The organism is Vibrio sp. 10N.261.51.A3, from assembly GCF_041471965.1.
In the GTDB taxonomy this organism is placed as follows: Bacteria; Pseudomonadota; Gammaproteobacteria; order Enterobacterales; family Vibrionaceae; genus Vibrio; species Vibrio crassostreae_C.
In genome coordinates this window covers 26,413-48,452 of record NZ_JBFRPK010000007.1, presented here as the reverse complement: position 1 = coordinate 48,452, position 22,040 = coordinate 26,413, and the positions used below count along the sequence as shown (strand labels likewise).

14 protein-coding genes and 1 riboswitch are annotated in these 22,040 nt (G+C 43.9%); of the genes, 8 read left to right on the top strand and 6 right to left on the bottom strand.

All coding sequences use genetic code 11. The features are described 5' to 3' along the window. Positions 1-61: 61 nt before the first annotated feature. Positions 62-1,342 carry a sodium:proton antiporter gene (locus tag AB4371_RS02715; protein WP_017061334.1) on the bottom strand — a complete coding sequence of 427 codons (1,281 nt, stop codon included), beginning with the start codon at positions 1,340-1,342 and terminating at the stop codon, positions 62-64. Between the two features lie 169 nt (positions 1,343-1,511). Between AB4371_RS02715 and metH the strand changes: the two genes are divergently transcribed. Beyond that, on the top strand, positions 1,512-5,189 hold the full coding sequence (gene metH / locus AB4371_RS02710; RefSeq protein ID WP_372126588.1) for a methionine synthase: 3,678 nt from the start codon (positions 1,512-1,514) through the stop codon (positions 5,187-5,189). A 114-nt stretch (positions 5,190-5,303) separates the two neighbouring features. Here metH and lysC read toward each other — a convergent pair whose 3' ends face one another. Then, complete coding sequence (gene lysC / locus AB4371_RS02705) at positions 5,304-6,671, bottom strand: lysine-sensitive aspartokinase 3 (RefSeq protein WP_372148837.1); 1,368 nt, start codon at positions 6,669-6,671, stop codon at positions 5,304-5,306. 108 nt (positions 6,672-6,779) lie between these two features. Beyond that, a riboswitch (Lysine riboswitch) is annotated at positions 6,780-6,957 on the bottom strand. Between the two features lie 176 nt (positions 6,958-7,133). Here lysC and AB4371_RS02700 point away from each other — a divergent pair. After that, positions 7,134-8,273, top strand: a complete 1,140-nt coding sequence (locus tag AB4371_RS02700) for an alanine--glyoxylate aminotransferase family protein (RefSeq protein WP_102332733.1) — start codon at positions 7,134-7,136, stop codon at positions 8,271-8,273. Between the two features lie 112 nt (positions 8,274-8,385). Here the strand turns inward: AB4371_RS02700 and AB4371_RS02695 are convergent, their stop codons facing one another. The 4 genes from AB4371_RS02695 to AB4371_RS02680 all read right to left on the bottom strand — a co-directional run bounded on the left by AB4371_RS02695 (position 8,386) and on the right by AB4371_RS02680 (position 14,904). Then, entirely contained in the window at positions 8,386-10,149 is a 1,764-nt protein-coding gene (locus AB4371_RS02695) for a PglL family O-oligosaccharyltransferase (RefSeq protein WP_372106000.1), read from the bottom strand. A 96-nt stretch (positions 10,150-10,245) separates the two neighbouring features. Next, positions 10,246-13,077: an excinuclease ABC subunit UvrA gene (uvrA, locus tag AB4371_RS02690; RefSeq protein ID WP_017061339.1), complete on the bottom strand. Its 2,832-nt coding sequence runs from the start codon at positions 13,075-13,077 to the stop codon at positions 10,246-10,248. 149 nt (positions 13,078-13,226) lie between these two features. Continuing rightward, complete coding sequence (gene galU / locus AB4371_RS02685) at positions 13,227-14,099, bottom strand: UTP--glucose-1-phosphate uridylyltransferase GalU (protein ID WP_017061340.1); 873 nt, start codon at positions 14,097-14,099, stop codon at positions 13,227-13,229. Positions 14,100-14,256: 157 nt separating this feature from the next. Further along, entirely contained in the window at positions 14,257-14,904 is a 648-nt protein-coding gene (locus AB4371_RS02680) for a LuxR C-terminal-related transcriptional regulator (protein ID WP_029235590.1), read from the bottom strand. 278 nt (positions 14,905-15,182) lie between these two features. Between AB4371_RS02680 and AB4371_RS02675 the strand changes: the two genes are divergently transcribed. The 6 genes from AB4371_RS02675 (at position 15,183) to mshL (ending at position 21,987) form a co-directional block, all read left to right on the top strand. Then, positions 15,183-15,740 (top strand): single-stranded DNA-binding protein, encoded by a 558-nt coding sequence (locus AB4371_RS02675; protein WP_017061342.1) that lies wholly within the window; start codon positions 15,183-15,185, stop codon positions 15,738-15,740. Between the two features lie 161 nt (positions 15,741-15,901). Further along, the gene (gene csrD / locus AB4371_RS02670) at positions 15,902-17,917 is read left to right on the top strand and encodes an RNase E specificity factor CsrD (protein ID WP_171732396.1); all 2,016 of its coding nucleotides are present in this window, start codon (positions 15,902-15,904) and stop codon (positions 17,915-17,917) included. Positions 17,918-17,919: 2 nt separating this feature from the next. Then, positions 17,920-19,362, top strand: a complete 1,443-nt coding sequence (locus AB4371_RS02665) for an MSHA biogenesis protein MshI (RefSeq protein WP_017065934.1) — start codon at positions 17,920-17,922, stop codon at positions 19,360-19,362. Then, a complete protein-coding gene (gene pilO, locus AB4371_RS02660; protein WP_017061345.1) occupies positions 19,362-20,009 on the top strand; it encodes a type 4a pilus biogenesis protein PilO in 648 nt (215 codons plus the stop codon). Before AB4371_RS02665 ends, pilO begins: the two co-directional genes overlap by 1 nt. Further along, the gene (locus AB4371_RS02655) at positions 20,002-20,334 is read left to right on the top strand and encodes a hypothetical protein (protein WP_017061346.1); all 333 of its coding nucleotides are present in this window, start codon (positions 20,002-20,004) and stop codon (positions 20,332-20,334) included. Before pilO ends, AB4371_RS02655 begins: the two co-directional genes overlap by 8 nt. 15 nt (positions 20,335-20,349) lie before the next feature. Further along, positions 20,350-21,987, top strand: coding sequence for a pilus (MSHA type) biogenesis protein MshL (gene mshL / locus AB4371_RS02650; protein WP_102321221.1), 1,638 nt, complete (start codon positions 20,350-20,352; stop codon positions 21,985-21,987). The last annotated feature ends 53 nt before the right edge of the window (positions 21,988-22,040 follow it).

Genomic DNA, 22,040 nt, shown 5'->3' with positions numbered 1-22,040 from the left:
GCCGCGATGAACCTAAAAAAGGCCACCTAAAGTAGGCGGCTTTGGTTGATCTATTTAGATATTAATCTAGCTCTTTCTCTGCTTGTTTTGCTTTCTCTATCATAGGAGTGATTGTTGAGCCTTGAACTAGAATAGAGAACACAACAACGGCGTATGTCATGACAAGGATTATCTCTTTTACATCTATTGCTTTGTCTTCAATTACCCAGATACCTGAAGGGATCGAAAGTGCCATGGCTAATGCTAAGCCACCGCGTAAACCACCCCAAGTTAGAATCTTAATCGACCACGGGTTGTAAGTTCTAAAGCGTTTAAATCCGATGTAAGACAAGAAAACACTCAAGTAACGTGCACTCAATACTAGAGGGACTGCGAAAGCCATTAAGATCCAATCTTCTTGGTGGAATTTGAATAACAGCATCGACATACCAATTAGTAGGAATAATACGCCGTTTAAGAATTCATCTATCAATTCCCAGAAATGATCTAAGTGATCTTCACTCTCTTTTGAGAATCCGATAAAGCGAGTCCAGTTACCAATCATGATACCTGAGACCACCATCGCTAATGGTCCTGATACATGTAGAACTTCAGCAAACGCATAACCAGCAGTTGGAATGCCGATGGTTAATAGCAACTCCATCGAGTGGTCGTCGGTGTTGCTGATTAGGTAATGGAATACAAGACCTAAAACAAAACCGTAGACGATGCCGCCAATTGCCTCTTGAACGAATAGCATGGTCACACTACCGACGGTTGGCGCTTCTGTGCCGAATGCGATAGTAAATAGGGTTACGAAGATAACTAAGCCAAAACCATCGTTGAATAGAGATTCTCCCTCGATTTGAGTAGAGATTCTTCTGGGAGCGTCGAGTTTCTTTACTATTGCTAGCACGGCGATGGGATCGGTTGGAGAGATTAGCGAGCCAAAGAGTAGGCAGTAAATCAGATCAAATTGAATACCGATGAACTGGCAAAACCCGTACAGCACAAAACCGATAAAGAATGTTGAAAACAGCGTAGCACCTAACGCGAGTACTGTTATTTCCCATTTCTGGTCTTTTAGGTTTGGTAATTTGATTCCCAAACCGCCTGCAAATAGTAAGAATCCTAATATCCCTTTTAGAAGGAAATCTTCAAAATTGATACTGGCAACGGTCTCTGAGGCAATGTCTGCCAATTGGAACCAATTATTTTGTCCCGCAATGATAATCAATAGAGATAACATCATTGAGCCAGCTGTGATGGCGATGGTTGTCTGCATTTTACCAATTTTTGTATTCACGAAAGCAATAAGCATGGCTGCAGCGGACAAGAAGCATAAGGTGTAATAGACCGACATTGGGATTCCAACATGTAACAAAGTATGAATATGAATTTTCGTTGTCTCATGCTCAAATAGCAAACATTTTTTTGTCATGACTCAGTAATCAATTTCCTTTTTTAGACGTCTAGACTCCTTTTTAATGTGTGATAGGATGGAGGGATAATTAAAGGAATGAGGTTGTACCGTGGGAAGTAATGTAAGGCAAAAGATTGACGCTCTGTTGAAGCAACGAATTTTACTGATTGATGGTGGCATGGGCACCATGATTCAGGATTATAAATTGGAAGAGCAAGACTATCGTGGTGAACGCTTTGCTGATTGGCACAGTGACTTGAAGGGCAACAATGACCTTTTAGTTCTTACACAGTCTAAGCTTATCAAAGATATCCATATGGAGTATTTGGAAGCTGGGGCTGACATCCTCGAAACCAATACCTTTAACGCTACAACCATCGCTATGGCCGACTATGATATGGAAAGCCTTAGTGAAGAGATTAACTTTGCTGCTGCCAAGCTTGCTCGTGAAGCAGCTGATGAATGGACTGCAAAGACCCCAGATAAACCTCGCTTCGTCGCGGGTGTATTAGGTCCAACCAACCGAACTTGTTCTATCTCGCCTGATGTAAACGATCCAGGTTACCGTAATGTTAGCTTTGACGAACTGGTTGAAGCCTATTCTGAATCGACTCGCGCGCTCATTAAGGGCGGTTCAGATTTAATTCTTATTGAAACTATCTTTGATACGTTAAACGCGAAAGCGTGTGCCTTTGCCGTTGAATCTGTTTTTGAAGAGGTGGGTATTGCTCTTCCAGTGATGATTTCCGGTACCATCACTGACGCATCAGGTCGTACCCTTTCAGGACAGACGACAGAAGCATTCTACAACGCCCTTCGTCATGTAAAACCAATCTCATTTGGATTGAACTGTGCATTGGGCCCTGATGAACTGCGTGAGTATGTCGGTGAGATGTCTCGTATCTCAGAGTGCAATGTTTCTGCTCACCCTAATGCGGGTTTGCCTAATGCATTTGGCGAGTATGACCTTTCTCCTGAGGATATGGCTGAACATGTTAAAGAGTGGGCTGAAAGTGGCTTCTTGAACCTAATTGGTGGGTGTTGTGGTACTACTCCAGAGCATATCCGTCAAATGGCTGAGGCCGTTGAAGGTGTAACGCCGCGTCAATTGCCAGACTTACCAGTTTCTTGTCGTCTTTCGGGACTAGAGCCACTGACGATAGCTAAAGAATCTTTGTTCGTGAATGTAGGTGAGCGGACCAATGTTACCGGCTCTGCACGCTTTAAGCGCCTTATCAAAGAAGAGCTCTACGACGAAGCCTTGAGTGTAGCTCGAGAGCAAGTCGAGAATGGTGCTCAAATTATCGATATCAACATGGATGAAGGGATGCTAGACGCCGAGGCGTGTATGGTTAAATTCCTGAATCTATGTGCTTCAGAACCTGAAATCTCGAAAGTACCTGTTATGGTCGATTCTTCTAAGTGGGAAGTTATCGAAGCTGGCCTAAAGTGTATTCAAGGCAAAGGCATCGTTAACTCAATCTCTCTAAAAGAAGGCAAAGAGAAGTTTGTTGAGCAAGCCAAATTAGTTCGTCGTTATGGTGCTGCTGTCATCGTGATGGCGTTTGATGAAGTCGGGCAGGCTGATACTCGAGAGCGTAAAGTCGAAATCTGTACCAATGCCTACAACATTCTTGTTGATGAAGTCGGTTTCCCACCAGAAGATATTATTTTTGACCCGAATATTTTCGCAGTGGCTACTGGTATCGATGAGCATAATAACTATGCGGTTGATTTCATTGAAGCAGTAGGAGACATCAAACGCGATCTCCCGCATGCGATGATCTCTGGCGGTGTGTCGAATGTTTCATTCTCATTCCGTGGTAATAACTACGTCCGTGAGGCTATTCACGCGGTATTCCTATATCACTGTTTTAAAAACGGTATGGATATGGGCATTGTAAACGCTGGTCAGTTGGAAATTTACGATAATGTTCCAGAAGATCTGCGTGATGCTGTTGAAGATGTGGTACTAAACCGTCGTGATGATTCGACTGAAAGATTGCTGGATATGGCGACCGAATACCTAGAGCGTGCTGTTGGTAAGGTTGAAGATAAATCTGCATTAGAGTGGCGAACTTGGCCTGTAGAGAAGCGTTTGGAGCACTCTTTGGTAAAAGGTATCACCGACTTTATTGTTGAAGATACCGAAGAAGCTCGTGTTAATGCCTCTCGTCCTATTGAAGTGATTGAAGGTCCTCTAATGGACGGAATGAACGTTGTTGGTGACCTGTTTGGTGAAGGTAAGATGTTCTTACCACAGGTTGTAAAGTCTGCGCGTGTGATGAAACAGGCGGTTGCCCATTTAGAACCATTCATTAATGCATCCAAAGAAGTGGGCGCAACTAACGGTAAGATTTTGTTAGCGACCGTTAAAGGTGACGTTCACGATATCGGTAAAAATATCGTTGGTGTGGTTTTACAGTGTAATAACTACGAAATTATCGACTTAGGTGTGATGGTTTCTTGCGAGAAGATTCTCAAGGTAGCGAAAGAAGAGAATGTCGACATTATTGGCCTGTCTGGGCTGATTACACCGTCTCTTGATGAAATGGTACATGTTGCTAAAGAAATGGAGAGACAGGGTTTCAAGCTGCCTCTTCTGATTGGCGGCGCAACCACATCTAAAGCTCACACAGCAGTTAAGATTGAGCAGAATTATTCAGAACCTGTTGTATACGTAAATAATGCCTCGCGTGCAGTGGGTGTTTGTACTTCACTACTTTCTGATGAATTGAAACCCGCTTTCGTTGAGAAGCTGGATATCGATTACGATCGCGTTCGAGATCAGCACAATCGTAAGAAGCCTCGTACCAAGCCTGTCACGCTTGAAAGAGCTCGTGCCAATAAAGTTGCTATCGATTGGGATGCGTATACGCCACCGGCACCCGCTAAGCCGGGAGTTCACATCTTCAATGATTTTGATGTGGCAACTTTGCGTCAGTACATCGATTGGACTCCATTCTTTATGACATGGTCATTGGTTGGTAAATACCCTGCAATCCTTGATCATGAAGAAGTGGGTGAAGAGGCAAAACGTTTATTCAAAGATGCTAATGATTTACTGGATCGCGTAGAGAAAGAGAAGCTGCTTGAAGCGCGTGGTATGTGTGCCATGTTCCCAGCGAACAGTGTTGGTGATGATATTGAGGTGTATACCGATGAATCTCGTACCGAAGTTCTAAAAGTTCTACACAATCTTCGTCAACAAACAGAGAAACCAAAAGGCTTTAACTACTGTTTGTCTGATTACATTGCGCCAAAAGAAAGCGGTAAAGCTGACTGGATTGGTGGCTTTGCGGTTACTGGCGGTATTGGTGAGCGAGAGCTTGCTGATGAATATAAAGCTAATGGTGATGATTACAATGCGATTATGATTCAGGCGGTTGCGGACCGTTTGGCTGAAGCGTTTGCAGAATATTTACACAAAGAAGTGAGAAAGGACATTTGGGGTTACTCGCCTGATGAGGATTTGTCTAACGACGATTTGATTCGAGAGAAGTACCAAGGTATTCGTCCAGCTCCAGGTTATCCTGCTTGCCCTGAGCATACAGAGAAAGGCACGTTGTGGGAGCTGATGGATGTTGAAAAGGCAATCGATATGTCATTAACGACAAGCTACGCGATGTGGCCTGGTGCTTCAGTATCTGGTATGTACTTCTCACACCCTGATGCTAGATACTTTGCGATTGCACAGATTCAACAGGATCAAGTAGAAAGCTATGCTGATCGTAAGGGCTGGGATATGTTGGAAGCTGAGAAGTGGTTAGGTCCAAACATTAACTAGTTTGAATCTATGACGAGCTTTGGTTCGTAAAGTAAAAAAGAGAAAGGGTTGCTCAAGAGCAACCCTTTTTGTATCTGAGATTTAGTTATTTATCTGTTGGTGATAAACGCATTTTTACTCAAACAATTCTTGGTGCAGTTTTTGAATCGCCAACTTAGAAACAGATTCATCTAGCAAGAAACACAGGTTGTGTGGGCTTGCTCCGTAACAAATCATGCGTAGGTTGAAATCTTCAAGAGTGCCGAATACCTGCTTCGCATAGCCTTTGCTTTCACTCATGTTGTTACCAATCAGTGCAACAAGGCATAGGTCGTGCTCAATATCCACGGAACACAACTCTTCAAGCTCAAGGCGAGCGGCTTCAGGTAACTCAGGAGCCCCACCAGAGGTATCGGTTTGATCGAGTGTTAGTGAAACACTGATCTCTGAAGTGGTGATAAGATCGACCGAGATCTTATGTTTAGCAAGGATCTCGAATACCTTTGCCAAAAAGCCATAGGCATGGAACATATTAGCGCTACGTAGCGTAACCATGGTTTGGTTGCAGCGTAGGGCAAGCGCTCTAAATAGAGGAGAGCTCTCAACTTCTTGACGAATCCAAGTACCACCTAACTCTGGCGCTTTAGAAGAGCCGACAAATACCGGTATTTGGTGGCGTAGTGCAGGTACTAGAGTCGATGGGTGCAAGATCTTCGCACCAAAGTTTGCCATTTCCGATGCTTCACTAAAGCTGATCTCTGGGATAGGAGAAGCTTTAGGTGCAATACGAGGATCTGTGGTGTAGATACCTGGAACATCCGTCCAGATTTCTAGACCAATCGCCTGTACAGATTCGGCAATCAGTGCTGCTGAGTAATCACTGCCACCGCGGCCTAAAGTCGTGGTGTTACCTTCGCTATCAGCGCCGATAAAACCTTGGGTAACGACAACTTGTTGTTGGCAAAGTGGAATCAGTTTCTCTTGGGCTAGAGCGGCAATATCTTCTAGTTGAGGTTCGGCTTTACCAAAATCATCATTAGTACGCATCACATCTCTGATATCAAAGCGAACAGCAGGAGTGCCTCGTTCAGAGATGATCTGAGCCAAGATGTGTGTCGACATCAACTCGCCACATGCGACAAGGTGATCCGTCAGTTTAGTGCTTGTTTGGAATGATGCAGCCTCGGCAGCGCTCGCAATGTCATCAAGAATGCTGTGAACTTCTTTTTCGATGCTGATTGGATCTGCGAGTTGGTCAAGAATTGCGTTATGAATCTCCGCTAATTGCGCCATTAATTCCTGACGACGTGCTTTATCTTGAACACCATTTGCCAGTTCAACCAGCAAGTTAGTGACACCAGAGCATGCACTACTCACGACCAGTTTCGTGTTTGAGTTGTTTTCAATAATGGCAGCACAACGGCTCATTGCTTCAAAGTTGGCAACACTTGTTCCACCAAACTTAGCGACATTAAAAGAACCAGCTACATTAGATGCACTCACGATATATCTCCCACGACTTCCTAAAATAAAATTACGGTTGGGTAATCCAACGTCCGATGTTTTTCGAAGAGAGTTTTAGAGCAAAAAGAGAGGAATTATTAGAATAGTAACCTCAGAAGCTCTTCACCATATAGAAATGGCGACAGTTGACGGGATTCAGCCCGCTCAACCGATAATAAAGGTCCTGCATCCTTTTATTATCTCGGCACTGCTCCCCATAAATGTTTTGTATTGGAAATGCGGTTCCACAAAACATCTGCCTGGGCAGTGCTCCTCTTCTGCTAGATAGCCGTTTCATTGAACGTTTTTGTGGTAACAATGTCAATCCGTAACTTGAGATAATTGAAAAATAATTTTAACAATTATGTGACAGTGGTTTGACCTCAATACTTATGGCTAATTGCTGAGGTAATCAATTTGCTTTAGGGTGGATTGTTCACAACATTAACGTAAGGGATGTACATGTCTAATTTCACACTCACTACTGCTATCGATAGCTTTTATCCACCACACCGAACGTTAATGGGGCCTGGTCCTTCTGATATCTCACCTCAAGTGCTACAGGCTTTGAGCCGTCCAACCATAGGTCACCTAGATCCGCTGTTTATTGCGATGATGGATGAGCTTAAACAACTTCTTAAATACGCTTTTCAGACTGAAAACGAATTTACGATTGCCGTTTCTGCACCGGGCAGTGCAGGTATGGAGACCTGTTTTGTTAACTTGATTGAGCCTGGTGAAAAGGTGATTGTTTGTCGTAACGGTGTCTTCGGTGAGCGTATGCGAGAAAACGTGGTGCGTTGTGGTGGCGAAGCCATCCTTGTTGATGACGAATGGGGCAAGCCCGTTTCAGTTGAAAAGGTAGAACAAGCATTGGCAGAAAACCCCGATGCCGTTGCTGTTGCATTTGTGCATGCAGAGACATCAACCGGAGCGTTATCTGATGCTCAAGCTATCTCTGCTGTCGCTCGTCAGTTTGATGCGTTAACGATTGTTGATGCAGTGACATCATTAGGTGGTGTGCCATTGCTGGTTGATGAGTGGCAGCTTGATGCGGTTTATTCTGGCAGCCAAAAGTGTCTGTCTTGTGTGCCAGGGCTATCTCCAGTGACTTTCTCTCAGCGTGCGGTTGATAAAATGAAAGCCCGTAAAGCACCAGTGCAAAGCTGGTTTTTGGATCAAAGTTTAGTATTAGGTTACTGGAGTGGAGAAGGTAAGCGTAGCTACCACCATACCGCACCCGTGAACAGCCTTTATGCTCTGCATGAGTCGCTGGTTTTGTTGAAAAATGAAGGCTTAGATAATGCGTGGTCTCGTCATCATGCGATGCACCAAGAGCTTAAAGAAGGCGTAGAAGCTCTAGGGTTAAAGTTTGTGGTTGATGAAGAGAGCCGCCTGCCGCAGCTTAATGCACTTTATTTCCCAGAAGGAATTGATGAGGCTAAGATCAGAACGCAGCTTTTAGAAGAATATAATCTTGAAATCGGTGCTGGGCTTGGCTCTTTGGCTGGTAAGGCATGGCGTATTGGTTTAATGGGTTATGGCGCTCGTAAAGAGAACGTCGCGTTGTGCCTAAAAGCGCTAAAAGATGTTTTGAAGTAGCTGCATGAACTGAAATTAAAAAGAAAAGCGCACGAGAGATCGTGCGCTTTTTTGTATCTACCCCAAGCTCCTACTGCCTACTAAGTGAAGCTTGCGTTGCGAATTCTTAACATTATTCTGCAGACGAAACGTTATCTTCTGCTTGTGACACTTTCTTATACTGAACCTTTGAAAAGTCTCTGTTAGGGAATAAAAAGTTCGCTTCGCTACGAATTTGCTCTGCTTTACTTTCTTCTCCTAGGCCTTGATACGCCAGAATCAGATTGCTGTAGAAAGCCGGTCTTGGTTTACTCTTTATGATCTCCAGTGACCAATCGATGTAAGGCTGTATAAGGCTCGGGTCGGCTTTGTAGAGGCCGATATTAAGGTAAGTGCTGTATATATCCCAATCGTAGCGATCTTTCCACACTACTGGGTTCGTTACCTGCTTAAGAATGTCCGGATTTTTCGGCTTAGATTGTTCAAACTTAGTCAGTACATAGTTGGTGTGCAGGGCGCTCAACATATAAAAACTGACCAAAATAGGGAGCACTAAGCTCAACACTCTAAATAGGGTCTTGCTAATGATACTGAACGACTGTTGATAATGTCGGGAAGAGCGCTGATCTACCCAGTAAATCAATATAATGAATGTTATCCAGTGAATCGCCGAGTGGTAAAAAGGATACTCAAGTTGAGAGTGCAAAAGGATTGGGATAAATAACGCGAGCAGGGCTAGACGTGTTCCCTTTGCTGAACTTGTTATGCGTGACATCACCAATATTGCAGCAATCAAGATTCCGATGATTGGTACAATCCCCCCTTCAACTCCCCAAAACAGGAACTCATTGTGCGGGTGATCCATTGAAGGAAGACCTGGATGATAGTTCGAGTTGAGTTGATGTTGGCGAGCTGTATATAGCGTGTATTCAGACTCAAATTTCCCGTAACCATAACCTGTAAATGGCTTTTCGATCATCATATCTAAAGCTTGCGGGAACGTATAAGCGCGCGGGCTTTCTAGGTTCGCTTTCTTGCTAGCGAGGCTATCAGTCGCACTTAGGCTGATCACCGAAAAAGCGACGACGACACCGACGAGCACTGATGCGCACCATCCGTAGAAGCGTTTCTTGGTCGAGAACTTGTATAGATAGGGCAGAATGCAGATAAACCCAATGACAGCGGCCAACCATCCGGTACGTGATGCAATGATGATCAGCAAGGGCACGGTTAAGGTTGGAGTTAAATACAGTAGGAATGATTCGCTGATCTTATGGTTATATTTAGCCGGCTGCCTTGCTAAAAGGTAAGCGGACAGCACAAAACCAGTAGCAAGAAAGCTTGCCATTACATTCGGTTGTTGAAATATCCCATATGGTCGGTTTGCAGCAGTGTTGTAGCCAAATAGGTTGCCAGGTTCTAATAAGAAATATTGCACATAGCCAAATAGTGCTTGTATAACAACAGCAAGTACAATGAACCACAACATACGTTGCTTGTGTTTATTGCTGAACTTAAATTGCTGCAGCACCACAAATAAGGCAAAGCCCGCCCACAATCCAAGCAAGCGTCCTGACGCTCCTTGAGGTGCAGCATTGCTGTATAAAATGGGTAGCGTGAGTATGATGCAGCTAATCAACAAGCCAATTGTTAATTTGGAATACTTGAGTACTCGATTGGTCGCGAGTTGGTAAAAGCCAATCGCTAGCGTGAAGCTTAGCGCTAGCCAAGTGGTAGGGTTAAAGGATAGAGCAAGGCCCGAACCACCAGGATTCGGCATAAAAAAATGCATAGCTAACAAGAATACAACAGCTAAAGAAGCCAGAAATGCTTTGTTGAGTGGTAGCTGAGTGACCTGATTTTCTAGCTGAGTACCGCTAGTGTGTATTGTTGCCATAAATCCCTAACCTTATAAAAACAGAGCTTGTTCCTTCTGAAACAAGCTCTGTTACTTTAACATTTTTCTGTCTGCCCGCAGGGCGCTATTTTACACCTACTTCAAATTTAACATAGGCTTAAGGAAGCGAGCAGTGTGTGAACCTTCGACTAACGCCACATCTTCAGGTGTACCCTCTGCAACAATCTCACCACCACCTTGCCCACCTTCTGGGCCAAGATCTAGGATCCAGTCTGCTGTTTTAACGACATCTAGGTTGTGCTCAATCACGACAACTGTATTACCGTGATCACGCAGTCTATGTAATACCGTCAGTAGCTGCTGGATATCGTGGAAATGAAGGCCTGTTGTTGGCTCATCGAGAATGTATAAGGTTTTTCCCGTGTCTCGTTTAGACAGTTCACGCGCTAATTTAACACGCTGAGCTTCACCACCAGATAAGGTTGTAGCTGCTTGCCCTAAGCGAATGTAAGAGAGGCCAACGTCCATTAAAGTTTGCAGTTTACGAGCGATAACAGGTACCGGGTTGAAGTATTCACGAGCATCTTCCACAGTCATCTCTAGAACTTCGTCAATGGTTTTACCTTTGTAGCGGACCTCTAGAGTCTCACGGTTATAGCGCTTACCTTTACACACATCACAAGGCACATACACATCGGGTAAGAAGTGCATCTCTACCTTGATTACGCCGTCTCCCTGACAAGCCTCACAACGACCACCACGAACGTTAAAGCTGAATCGACCTGGCTTGTAACCACGAGAACGTGATTCCTGAGTGCCCGCGAATAGTTCACGAATAGGGGTGAAAATCCCTGTGTAGGTCGCAGGGTTTGATCTTGGTGTACGACCGATAGGGCTTTGATCTATGTCGATTACCTTATCAAAATGTTCTAACCCTTTAATCTTTTTGTGCTTTGCTGGAACTGCAGTCGTGGCACCGTTTAATTGAGTGTGGGCGACTTTAAAGAAGGTATCGTTGATAAGCGTTGATTTACCCGAACCTGATACGCCCGTAATACAACTGAACAAGCCAACAGGAATTGTCGCGGTCACATTCTTTAGGTTGTTCCCCGTTGCGCCAACGATCTCGACGACCTTTTTCTTGTCGATAGGCGTTCTCTTTTCAGGCACTGCAATTTCTTTAGCACCGCTCAGGTATTGGCCTGTCAAAGAGTTCGGGTTTTCGATGATGTCTTGCATGGTACCTTCTGCCACCACGTGACCACCGTGCACCCCTGCTCCTGGACCGATATCGATAACATGGTCAGCACAACGAATTGCATCTTCGTCATGTTCCACAACAAGTACCGTATTACCTAAGTCTCTCAGGTGAATTAAGGTTTGCAATAGACGTTCATTATCGCGCTGGTGGAGACCAATTGATGGCTCATCAAGTACATACATAACGCCAACTAAACCGGCACCGATTTGGCTCGCCAAACGAATACGTTGCGCCTCACCACCAGACAGCGTTTCAGCACTGCGTGATAGGTTAAGGTAGTTCAAACCAACGTTGACTAAGAAATGCAGACGATCATTGATCTCTTTCATCACTTTATCTGCGATCTGCCCACGTTGACCGTCTAGCTTCAATTCTTGGAAAAATTGTAGTGCGTCAGCAATGCTAAGTTCAACGATTTCCGGAAGTGTTGTATCACCAATGAAAACATTGCGAGCTTCTAGTCTCAGGCGAGTGCCATCACAGCTAGAACACGACTTGGTTGAGATGTATTTGGCAAGGTCTTCACGCACCGCGCTAGATTCAGTATCACGGTAACGGCGCTCTAAGGTATTTAAAATGCCCTCGAATGGATGACGCTTAACTCGAATATCACCTCGGTCATTGATGTACTTGAATTCCACTTCAGTTCGACCTGATCCTTTTAGAATGATCTCTTGAGTCTTTTTCGGTAGAGAATTAAATGGCGCATACAGATCAAAACCATAATGTTCTGACAGCGACGTTAGCATTTGGAAATAGTAGTAGTTCTTTTGATCCCAACCTTTTATCGCACCTTCAGCAATGCTTAGGTTCTCATCTAAAATCACTCGGCTTGGATCAAAATACTGTTGAACACCAAGACCATCACACGTACCACATGCTCCTGCCGGGTTATTAAATGAGAACAGGCGAGGCTCAAGCTCTTGCATGCTGTAACCACATTTAGGACAAGCGAAGTTAGCAGAGAATACGATCTCTTCTTGATCCGTTTCGTCCATCCAGCCGACGACAGCGATACCGCCAGAGAGCTCTAATGTGGTCTCGAATGACTCGGCTAAACGCTGTTGAAGATCAGGACGAACCTTGAATCTGTCTACCACAACTTCAATGGTGTGCTTCTTATGAAGTTCAAGTGCTGGTGGATCGGATAGATCACAGGTTTCACCATCAATTCGGGCTCGGATAAAGCCTTGCGCAGCTAAGTTTTCCAGTGTTTTAACATGCTCACCTTTGCGCTCTTTGACAATTGGTGCCATCAACATCATCTTTGAGCCTTCAGGCAGTTCTAAGACCTTATCGACCATTTGACTGATGGTTTGTGCTGCTAGAGGGATGTTGTGGTCTGGACAGCGAGGTTCGCCTACTCGCGCATACAATAATCTGAGGTAATCATAGACTTCGGTAATGGTACCGACGGTTGAGCGAGGGTTATGTGAAGTCGATTTTTGTTCTATTGAGATAGCTGGAGATAGACCTTCAATATGGTCGACATCAGGCTTTTCCATAAGAGATAGAAATTGACGAGCGTAAGCAGACAGAGATTCAACATAACGACGCTGACCTTCTGCGTAGAGTGTGTCAAACGCAAGTGACGACTTTCCTGAACCCGATAATCCGGTGATGACAGTCAGTTTGTCACGTGGAATGGTTAGGTTGACGTCTTTGAGGTTATGCGTACGAGCGCCTCTAATTTCTATTTTATCCATCTCAATAGACCATGTAATTTTAAGTGGCTAAAGTATTACATAGAGTGAGATTTGTGCAAAGTTTTACTGGATAAAAAAACAGTAAACAAAAAGGGCGACTCAAAGAGTCGCCCTTTCTAAAATCAGTAACGTTAGTGATTAACCAGTCGTTATGCTTCTTTCTTGGTCGAGTGTTTACCTAGCTCGATTTGCTGCTGGTCTTTCTTGTATAGGTTTTCGAAGCAGTAGTTTGTTGCTTCGATATAGCCTTCAACACTACCACAGTCAAAACGTTGGCCTTTAAATTTGTAAGCCAATACACAGCCTGCTTTTGCCTGTTTTAGCAATGCATCAGTGATCTGGATTTCGCCGCCTTTACCTGGTTCTGTCTGCTCGATTAATTCAAAGATATCTGGAGTCAGAATATAACGACCAATGATCGCTAGGTTGCTTGGTGCTGTACCTTGCTCTGGCTTCTCTACCATGTCATCAACTCGGAAAAGGTCATCTTTGATCATTTCGCCAGAGATAACACCGTACTTGTGAGTCTCTTCTTCTGGAACTTCTTGTACAGCAACAATAGAACAGCGGAACTGTTTGTATAGCGCAACCATCTGAGCTAGCACGCCTTGTTGCTCGTTCACACAAAGGTCATCAGCAAGTACTACTGCGAACGGTTCATCGCCTACAAGTTCGCGACCCGTTAAAATAGCATGGCCAAGGCCTTTCATCTCACGTTGACGAATGTAGGTGAAGTTTGCCGCTTCAATCGTTTCACGGATATTAACCAATAGGTCTTCTTTATTGGTGCCGCTAATCTGGTGCTCAAGCTCGTAGTTTTTATCAAAGTGATCCATGATCGAGTGCTTACCACGTCCAGTAACGATGCACATTCCATCCATACCAGCTTCGATAGCTTCCTCTACACCGTATTCAATCAGAGGTTTGTTTACTACAGGCATCATTTCTTTAGGCATTGACTTGGTTGCAGGTAAAAAACGTGTACCGTAGCCAGCTGCCGGGAAAAGGCACTTTTTGATCATGATAAGACCCTTTATCTATAATAATTATTGATTCAACCTGAGTGGTTGATATTTCTGAGGGCAACTCTAGCATAAGTTATGTCGAAAATTCAGCAACAATAGCCATGGTTTACTAGAGCTTCCCTCAAAATTATCGTCAGACTAAGAGGTGGGTCGATTATGCAAGCAGGTTCTGGTTTGCCCATGCTATCGCTTGAACTCTATTTTTTACCGCAAGCTTACGGAATATTTGATAGAGGTGAGATTTAACCGTGAACTCACTAATAAACAAGTCATCGGCGATTTGTGTGTTTGAAGACCCGGATTGAAGACAGCGAATCACCTGGATCTCACGAATGGTTAAATCAACATTGGTTGGTGTGGTGTTGGTATTGACCATATTGCGATAATAAAACAACAGTTGATTGGTTACCTTCCTTGGCAGCCAGTTATCGCCATCAATGACTTCTTGAAGACCACGAGCAATCTTGTCCTTTTGTTCAGTGTTGTAAAAGAGTCCTTTTAGTACCCCATAGGTAAGAAGCTCTGAGGTTGGAAGTTGCTGGGGGACATTGAATAAAATGATTTCGTGATTTTTCCACATAACAGTCAGGTTAGGACAAATAATCAGTAGTTGTGGTACCTCTCTGTAATCGACGAGCAAGATCCGGTTACTCTGCTTTCTATCAACTAGCATTAATTCGTCGGGTGTCATTTTGTAGAGAACAATAGATAAATGCTTTTCTATCTCTTTTACATGTAGATAGGTATCGTTTGGGTCGATGCACAGAAAGTGTAAAGTGCGAGCGTATCTTGATTTTCTCATTGAAACGTCCTGTTTGAGTGGGATTAGATTCCACGTTGTCATGCAGGCTTTAGCTTCTCTAGCGCCTTGATAGTGACTTGCGTTGAATATCAATTATCAAAGTAAATGAGTGGTTTGTAAGTGGAGAAAAAAGCAACATCGCTCTGAATATCATGATTTGTTACGTTTTTATTCTTTGTAGTGAGGAGAGAATAGGAATGCGATTTATCACTGTAGAAAAGCATGCTATTCTTGTGCGCTAAAATTTTCTGAGACTATGAATTTAGACGGAGCAAATCATGGCTAGCCGTGGAGTTAACAAAGTTATATTAGTGGGTAACCTAGGTAATGACCCTGAAATTCGTTACATGCCAAATGGCGGCGCAGTAGCGAACATTACCATTGCAACGTCAGAGTCATGGCGTGATAAAGCAACTGGCGAGCAGCGTGAAAAAACAGAATGGCACCGTGTTGCTCTGTTTGGCAAGCTTGCGGAAGTTGCTGGTGAGTACCTACGTAAAGGTTCTCAAGTTTACATTGAAGGTCAACTTCAAACACGTAAATGGCAAGATCAAAGCGGTCAAGATCGCTACACAACTGAAGTGGTTGTTCAAGGCTTCAATGGTGTAATGCAAATGCTTGGCGGCCGTGCTCAAGGTGGTGCTCCTGCTCAAGGTGGCATGGGTAACAACCAACAGCAAGGTGGTTGGGGTCAGCCACAGCAGCCACAACAACAGCAACAACAATACAGTGCTCCCGCTCAACAGCAGCCAAAAGCACCTCAACAAGCTCCTCAGCAGGCTCAACCTCAATATAATGAGCCGCCAATGGATTTTGATGATGACATCCCGTTCTAATCCCTGTTTTTAATATATTATAAAGACAGTATTAAATTGGAAAAAGCCGCGTTCATCGCGGCTTTTTGTTACCTACAATTCTTAACGCTTTATTTACAACGTCAATTTATAGTATAAGTAGCAATACGGTATAATGTGAGTTGAAAAGGATTTCGTTATTCATGAGATATACCCCGACACTAAAATTGAGCACTCGATTGGTCGCATTTGTCACCGTGATAGTGATCAGCGCGATGTTCATTCTTTTTATTGGTGGCACACTTTCCTTTAAGCGTATTGGACAGGAATATTTAGACCATTATTTGGTTGGCATTGTCGACGTTGTAGATAAAGAGATGGAAGACCCTGACGCCGCGTATTCAATGCAGCGTTGGATGCCTAAGATGTTGCAGGCGAGCAATATTGTTGAGATGAAACTCTCGAACAAGACCGGCATCGTTTATCGTTTCAAAGATACCTCCCCACAAATTGATCCCAATCGTCTTTATGAGAAAAGCTTCATTTTAGAGCGTAATCAAGGCTACCGAATCGAATTTAAAGCACTTCCTCCTTATATTGGCTACAACTACTCAATGGAAGCGATGTGGTCAATTACTTTGGCTGTCGCATTGGTTCTGTTCTGTCTTGCTCGCGGTGTTCGTTGGTTGAAAGAACAACTCATGGGTTCTGAAATCTTGGAAGAGCGAGGAAGAATGATCTTGGCCGGTCAGGTTGAAGCTCATGCAAAGGGAGATGAGCGAGAGTGGCCTTATACCGCAAGCGAAGCCTTAGATGTATTGATTGAAGAGCTACAAGATGCTCGTCAAGAACGAAGTCGCTTTGATACCTTTATTCGTACCCATACTTTCCTAGATAAACTCACGGGAACGGCAAACCGAGTTTTATTCGATAATAAGCTGGAATCGGCACTGCATGAAAGTGGTGCTCGAGGCGGTGTGTTACTGATACGTATCGACGAATGGGAGCAAGTTAGTGATGCTAACGATAAGCAAACCACAGACGGCTTTATTATTGAAGTCGGTGAAGTACTGTCGAATATCGTTCAACGCTATCCCGATGTCATTTTTTCTCGCTATTACGAAGCGGACTTTGCTGTATTTATCCCTCATCAGGGCGCAAAAGATATTGCGACCTTGGCTGCTCAGTGTTTAAGGCAGTTAGATAAGCTAACTCCGCCAGAGCCTTTAGAGTCGGATAACTGGTGTCATATTGGTGTGACCATGTATACCGAAGGTGAGCGTCATAGCCAGATCATGGATGAAACGGAAACGGCACTAAAGAGTGCTCAGTTAGAGCGTATTAATAACTGGAGCCGTTACCCGAAAGAGAATAAGAATGAGCTTGATAGAGGCAGTGTTCGTTGGAGAACATTACTTGATAAAGCGCTGCTTCCTGAAAATTTAGTAATCTTTGCTCAGCGGTGTTATCTTATGCCGGAATCTGGTCAAGTTAATGAATTGCATAGAGAAATATTTACTAGAATTCAGGATCCTGACAAAGGTTTATTGAAATCGTCTCGATTTATGCCTGCGGTAGAGCAAGTGGGTTATCAAGCTCAAATGGACCAATCGGTTCTAAAGGTTGTGTTGAAATCGTTGAAAGAATCAACTCAACCTATCAACTATTCAGTGAATCTGAATGTTACCCCGTTTGCTAATAAACAGCACTTTAAGTGGTTTAGGAGTGAGTTGTTACAGCTCTCTGCTCAACACCGCTCTCAGCTTGCGTTTGAGTTTCCAGAAGGGCACTTGATTGCTCATCTTGATTATATGAGACCGGTGGCAAAGATGTTGCGAGGTTTAGGGTGTAAAGTTGTGGTTGGCCAAGCTGGGCGAACCATTGTTAGCACTCACTATATAAAGGATTTGAAGGTTAATTATATTAAGCTTCATCGAAGCCTAATAAAGAAAATCGACCAAAGGCATGAGAACCAACTGTTTGTTCGCAGCTTAATTGGGGCGTGTGGTGATTCTCCAACTCAAGTTATTGCCGTTGGAGTCGAGACAAAACAAGAAAAGAATACCTTGATAGAGTTAGGCATTAACGGCTATCAAGGGAGATATTTCGACGAAGAACAACAAATTATCCCTTTGCCTAATCAAGCAGAAAAAGCCGCGAAAGCGGAATCTGTTGTCAAAGTTGGACGAAGAAATCGATGGCGTAAGAGTAGTAGTTAAGAATGAATTTTAAAGCGATTTTAGACAAAATAAAGCCAACGAATAATAAAGGTAGCTCGCAAGTTGTCTTGCTGGGCAATGACGCCATTTATATTTCATCGACAGAACAAGATCCTCAAGTAGCCAGCATTCCCGTGGTTAATGGGGACTGGGAGAGTGCGCTAAAAAAATCGCTTAGCAGTGAGGCGTTTACCAGTAATAGCGTCCAACTGATTGTCTGTGCTAACTACTACCAAACCTACCAAATTGATAAACCGGACATTCCAGAGAGTGAATGGTCGGTAGCACTGCCTTTTTTACTCAAAGATCTTGTTTCAGAAAGAGTCACGGAAATTACTGCGAGTGCGGTCGCGTTACCAACGTCGAACAAGCTGCAAGTATATGTCCTGCCTAAAAAGCTGTTGGACAAGCTTTTGAATATCACTAATTCGGCTCAGGTTGAATTAATAGGTGTTGCTCCTGAAGATGAAATCTGGGGTTACAGTGCAGGCGAACTGTCTAATTTCATTCTTTTACAACGTAGCGTCAATTCACACTTTAAATTGGGTGCGTTTGTCGAAAATACCGTTTGTTTTCAAAGAACCATCCGCAGTGTTGTGCCACCTTTAACGGGTGTTGCGTCAAGTGCTCTGCAGTTAGATGGCCTCGCTTTAGAGCTTCAACGCTCGATTGATTACCTTTCTTCTCAAATTAAAGGCACCCAGCTTCACCAGCTTAAAATCTGTTGTGACGAAGAAGATGAAGCAGAGTTACAAAGTGCCTTAAACAGTACATTGAGCTCGACAGTTTCACTGTTGGTTGAAGGTGAGCGTGATAATTCAGAGAGTTTGTTGCTTAAACTTGCAGCTGAAAAAGAGACGTTTAAGGTCAATCTTTACCCTGAACACCTTAAGCCTAAAAAAGAATATTTTACGCTGACCAATGTTGTTGCGAGCTGGGGAGTAGTTTGTGTTTTGATGCTTGGTGGTTACTTCGCAATGCAGTATCAAGTTTCTAATCTAGATAAAGAGCTTACAGCCCTGCAACAAGACTCGAATCAACTTAACAAGCAAGTTAACCAATTGAATAGTAAGTTAACTCAGCATAAACCGTCTCCAGAGAAAGTCGCGGCGGTTGCGCGTCTCAAACGTGAGACTGAGGCTAAAAAAGAGGCTTTGAAGGCTGTTGGACAATACGACGAATCCCAACAAGTCGGGTATTCTGGCGTCATGAATTCCTTAGCTAAATTAGGCCGAAATGACATTTCTCTTTCGCACATCTACATGACCCACGATACTTTAGATCTTAGTGGCTTGGCTCGTAACGCAAATGTCGTTCCGAACTGGATTGGTCAGTTTAAAAGTGAGCTTAATTTAGTCGGACGCACTTTTGAAAAACTAAAAATTGGCCGTAATGATCAGGATGTGGTGACGTTTGAGCTAAGTACTCGTCGGGAGAGTAAATAATGCAGCAGTGGAACCAGCTGAGCGATAAGTTTCTTGCATTAAGTCAAAGAGAAAAATGGCTACTTTTTGTGTGTGGTTTTGTTGGCCTATCGATGTTGTTGTTCACCTTATTGGTTGAGCCTGCGTATCTCGATCTACAAGCTAAAAATGCCAAGGCGAGCAGCCTGACTCAATCGAATCAAAGGCAGCAAGGTGAGTTACTTGTTCTGCAAGCTCAGTTAAACAAAGACCCAGACAAAGAAATTAATCGAGAGTACAAAAAGCTGCTGGTGGAGAGCCAAGATCTCTCTCTTCAGCTTTCTCAGATTGTTGATGGATTAATCACACCTTCTCAAATGTCGCAGTTACTGGAGAGCGTTCTTAACGCCGGTAATGGACTAAAGCTTGAATCGCTAGAGTCATTAAAACCAGAAGCGATTTCGAACAATAAAGAGACCAGCGAATATTCAGGCTACTTTCTTCACCCTGTAAGAATGGAGCTAACCGGCAGTTACTTTGATATCTCAGCTTACCTTCAAGCACTTGAGTCTCTACCTGTGAGTTACTACTGGCGCACATTTGAATACTCAGTAGAAGAATATCCTAAAGCTCGACTGGTGTTCGAGGTTTACACATTAGGTACTAGACAGGAGTTTATCGGTGGTTAGAACTCTTTTGTTGTCCTTGCTATTTAGTAGCTCTTTTGTGTGGGCTGAGCAAGATCCCACGGCGCCATTAGGCTGGCTTTCACCTCAACAGAAAACGGCGCCTGCTAAGAAAGCACCAACTCGTTATCGCTTGCCTTCTTTAGAAAGCATCGTGTGTAAGGGAGATACGCCTTGCTATGCGATTATGAATGGTCAGATTCTCGGACAAGGGGAAACGATCAGAGGGTACCGAGTTAAGAACATAGATCCAGAATACGTCACTCTGCAGAGAAGCTCTAAGCAGTGGAAATTAGAGATGTTCTCTTTAGATGTTAAGAATAATTAAGGTTAGAGTGAAGACATGCGTAAACTTGTAGTAGCAATCCTAGTGTCATCTTTAGTCGGCTGTTCGATGGGGCATAGAGATCCTGTTGAGATTAAAGAGTCTTTAAACGAATCAATTAATGAAGCCAATAGCAGAGCGCTTCATGAGCTGCCTTCGTCGGTTCAAGATGACCTTATGCCTCAGCTTAATTCTGACTCGATGTCTCCGGGGATGGAAACGGTTAAGCGTTTTCGTATTCAGGCAAAAGGCGTTGAAGCGAGAACTTTTTTTGCCAGCTTAGTGAAAGGTACGGAATATAGTGCGGCTATTCACCCAAGTGTGTCTGGAAACCTTACGCTTAATCTAACGGACGTGACGTTAGATGAGGTACTGGCTGTTGCTCAAGATATGTATGGCTACGATATTGAAAAGCGTGGCAAAGTGATTCAAGTTTATCCTGCCGGTCTTCGCACCGTAACGATCCCTGTCGATTACTTACAAGTTAAGCGTTCTGGTCGCTCACTAACGACGATCACCACCGGCACGATCTCTAACTCAGATTCGAATTCATCGAGCTCTTCAAGCTCGAACTCAAACTCGTCAAATTCATCCAACTCTTCTAACTCATCGAATTCGACATCGAATGGCGGAACAGAGATTGAAACGACCTCTGAAAGTGATTTCTGGCCACAGCTTGAAGCGGCAGTTGCTCACCTCATTGGTTCTGGTGATGGGCAAAGCGTAGTGGTAACCCCGCAAGCCAGTGTGATTACGGTTCGTGCTTACCCTGACGAAATTCGTGAGGTTCGAGAGTTCTTAGGTATTTCTCAGAAGCGTTTGCAGCGCCAAGTTATCTTGGAAGCCAAAATCATGGAAGTGACCTTGAGTGACGGCTACCAACAGGGAATTAGCTGGTCGAATTTGTCTAAGTCGATTGGCAGCGGTGGCGTTGTAATTGATCGTCCGGCAAGTACTTTACCGCCGTTAGATGCAATCAGCTCTTTGTTAGGCGGACAAACTAACGTAACGATTTCAGATGGCAGCTTTGAAGCAGTTTTGAGCTTTATGGACACTCAAGGTGACCTTAATGTTCTATCGAGCCCGCGAGTCACGGCGGCAAATAACCAGAAAGCGGTTATCAAAGTGGGTACAGACGAATACTACGTAACAGATTTATCAAGTTCGGTCGGTAGTGGTGATGACGCGAATGTCGCACCTGAAGTTGAATTAACTCCGTTCTTCTCTGGTATCTCTTTAGATGTTACCCCTCAGATAGACGATAAAGGTAGCGTGTTCTTACATGTACACCCAGCCGTTATTGAGGTAGAGGAAGAAGTGAAAGAGCTCAACCTAGGTTCCACGACGGGCTTGGTGCAACTTCCTTTGGCGAAAAGCTCTATTCGTGAGTCTGATTCAGTGATTCGCGCCAAAGATGGAGATGTTGTGGTTATTGGTGGGTTAATGAAATCAAATACCAGTGATGTGACCTCTAAAGTTCCATTCCTCGGTGATATTCCAGCCTTAGGTCATTTGTTCCGTAACACCAATCAGTTAACGCAAAAAACTGAACTCGTGATCTTGCTTAAGCCAACGATCGTGGGTGTGAATACTTGGCAAAATGAGTTGGAGCGTTCACGTGATCTTCTTCAGCAGTGGTTCCCTGATGAAGAGTAATTGCTTACTTTCTCAATATAGAGTGGCAGTGTCTCACTAAGCTAGGTCGTCGT

Excerpts from the sequence above, each read along its gene's own strand:
- AB4371_RS02715 (WP_017061334.1), bottom strand. The coding sequence starts at position 1,342 with ATGTCGGTCTATTACACCTTATGCTTCTTGTCCGCTGCAGCCATGCTT.
- AB4371_RS02700 (WP_102332733.1), top strand. The coding sequence starts at position 7,134 with ATGTCTAATTTCACACTCACTACTGCTATCGATAGCTTTTATCCACCA.
- AB4371_RS02695 (WP_372106000.1), bottom strand. The coding sequence starts at position 10,149 with ATGGCAACAATACACACTAGCGGTACTCAGCTAGAAAATCAGGTCACT.
- uvrA (WP_017061339.1), bottom strand. The coding sequence starts at position 13,077 with ATGGATAAAATAGAAATTAGAGGCGCTCGTACGCATAACCTCAAAGAC.
- galU (WP_017061340.1), bottom strand. The coding sequence starts at position 14,099 with ATGATCAAAAAGTGCCTTTTCCCGGCAGCTGGCTACGGTACACGTTTT.
- AB4371_RS02680 (WP_029235590.1), bottom strand. The coding sequence starts at position 14,904 with ATGAGAAAATCAAGATACGCTCGCACTTTACACTTTCTGTGCATCGAC.
- AB4371_RS02675 (WP_017061342.1), top strand. The coding sequence starts at position 15,183 with ATGGCTAGCCGTGGAGTTAACAAAGTTATATTAGTGGGTAACCTAGGT.
- csrD (WP_171732396.1), top strand. The coding sequence starts at position 15,902 with ATGAGATATACCCCGACACTAAAATTGAGCACTCGATTGGTCGCATTT.
- AB4371_RS02665 (WP_017065934.1), top strand. The coding sequence starts at position 17,920 with ATGAATTTTAAAGCGATTTTAGACAAAATAAAGCCAACGAATAATAAA.
- pilO (WP_017061345.1), top strand. The coding sequence starts at position 19,362 with ATGCAGCAGTGGAACCAGCTGAGCGATAAGTTTCTTGCATTAAGTCAA.
- mshL (WP_102321221.1), top strand. The coding sequence starts at position 20,350 with ATGCGTAAACTTGTAGTAGCAATCCTAGTGTCATCTTTAGTCGGCTGT.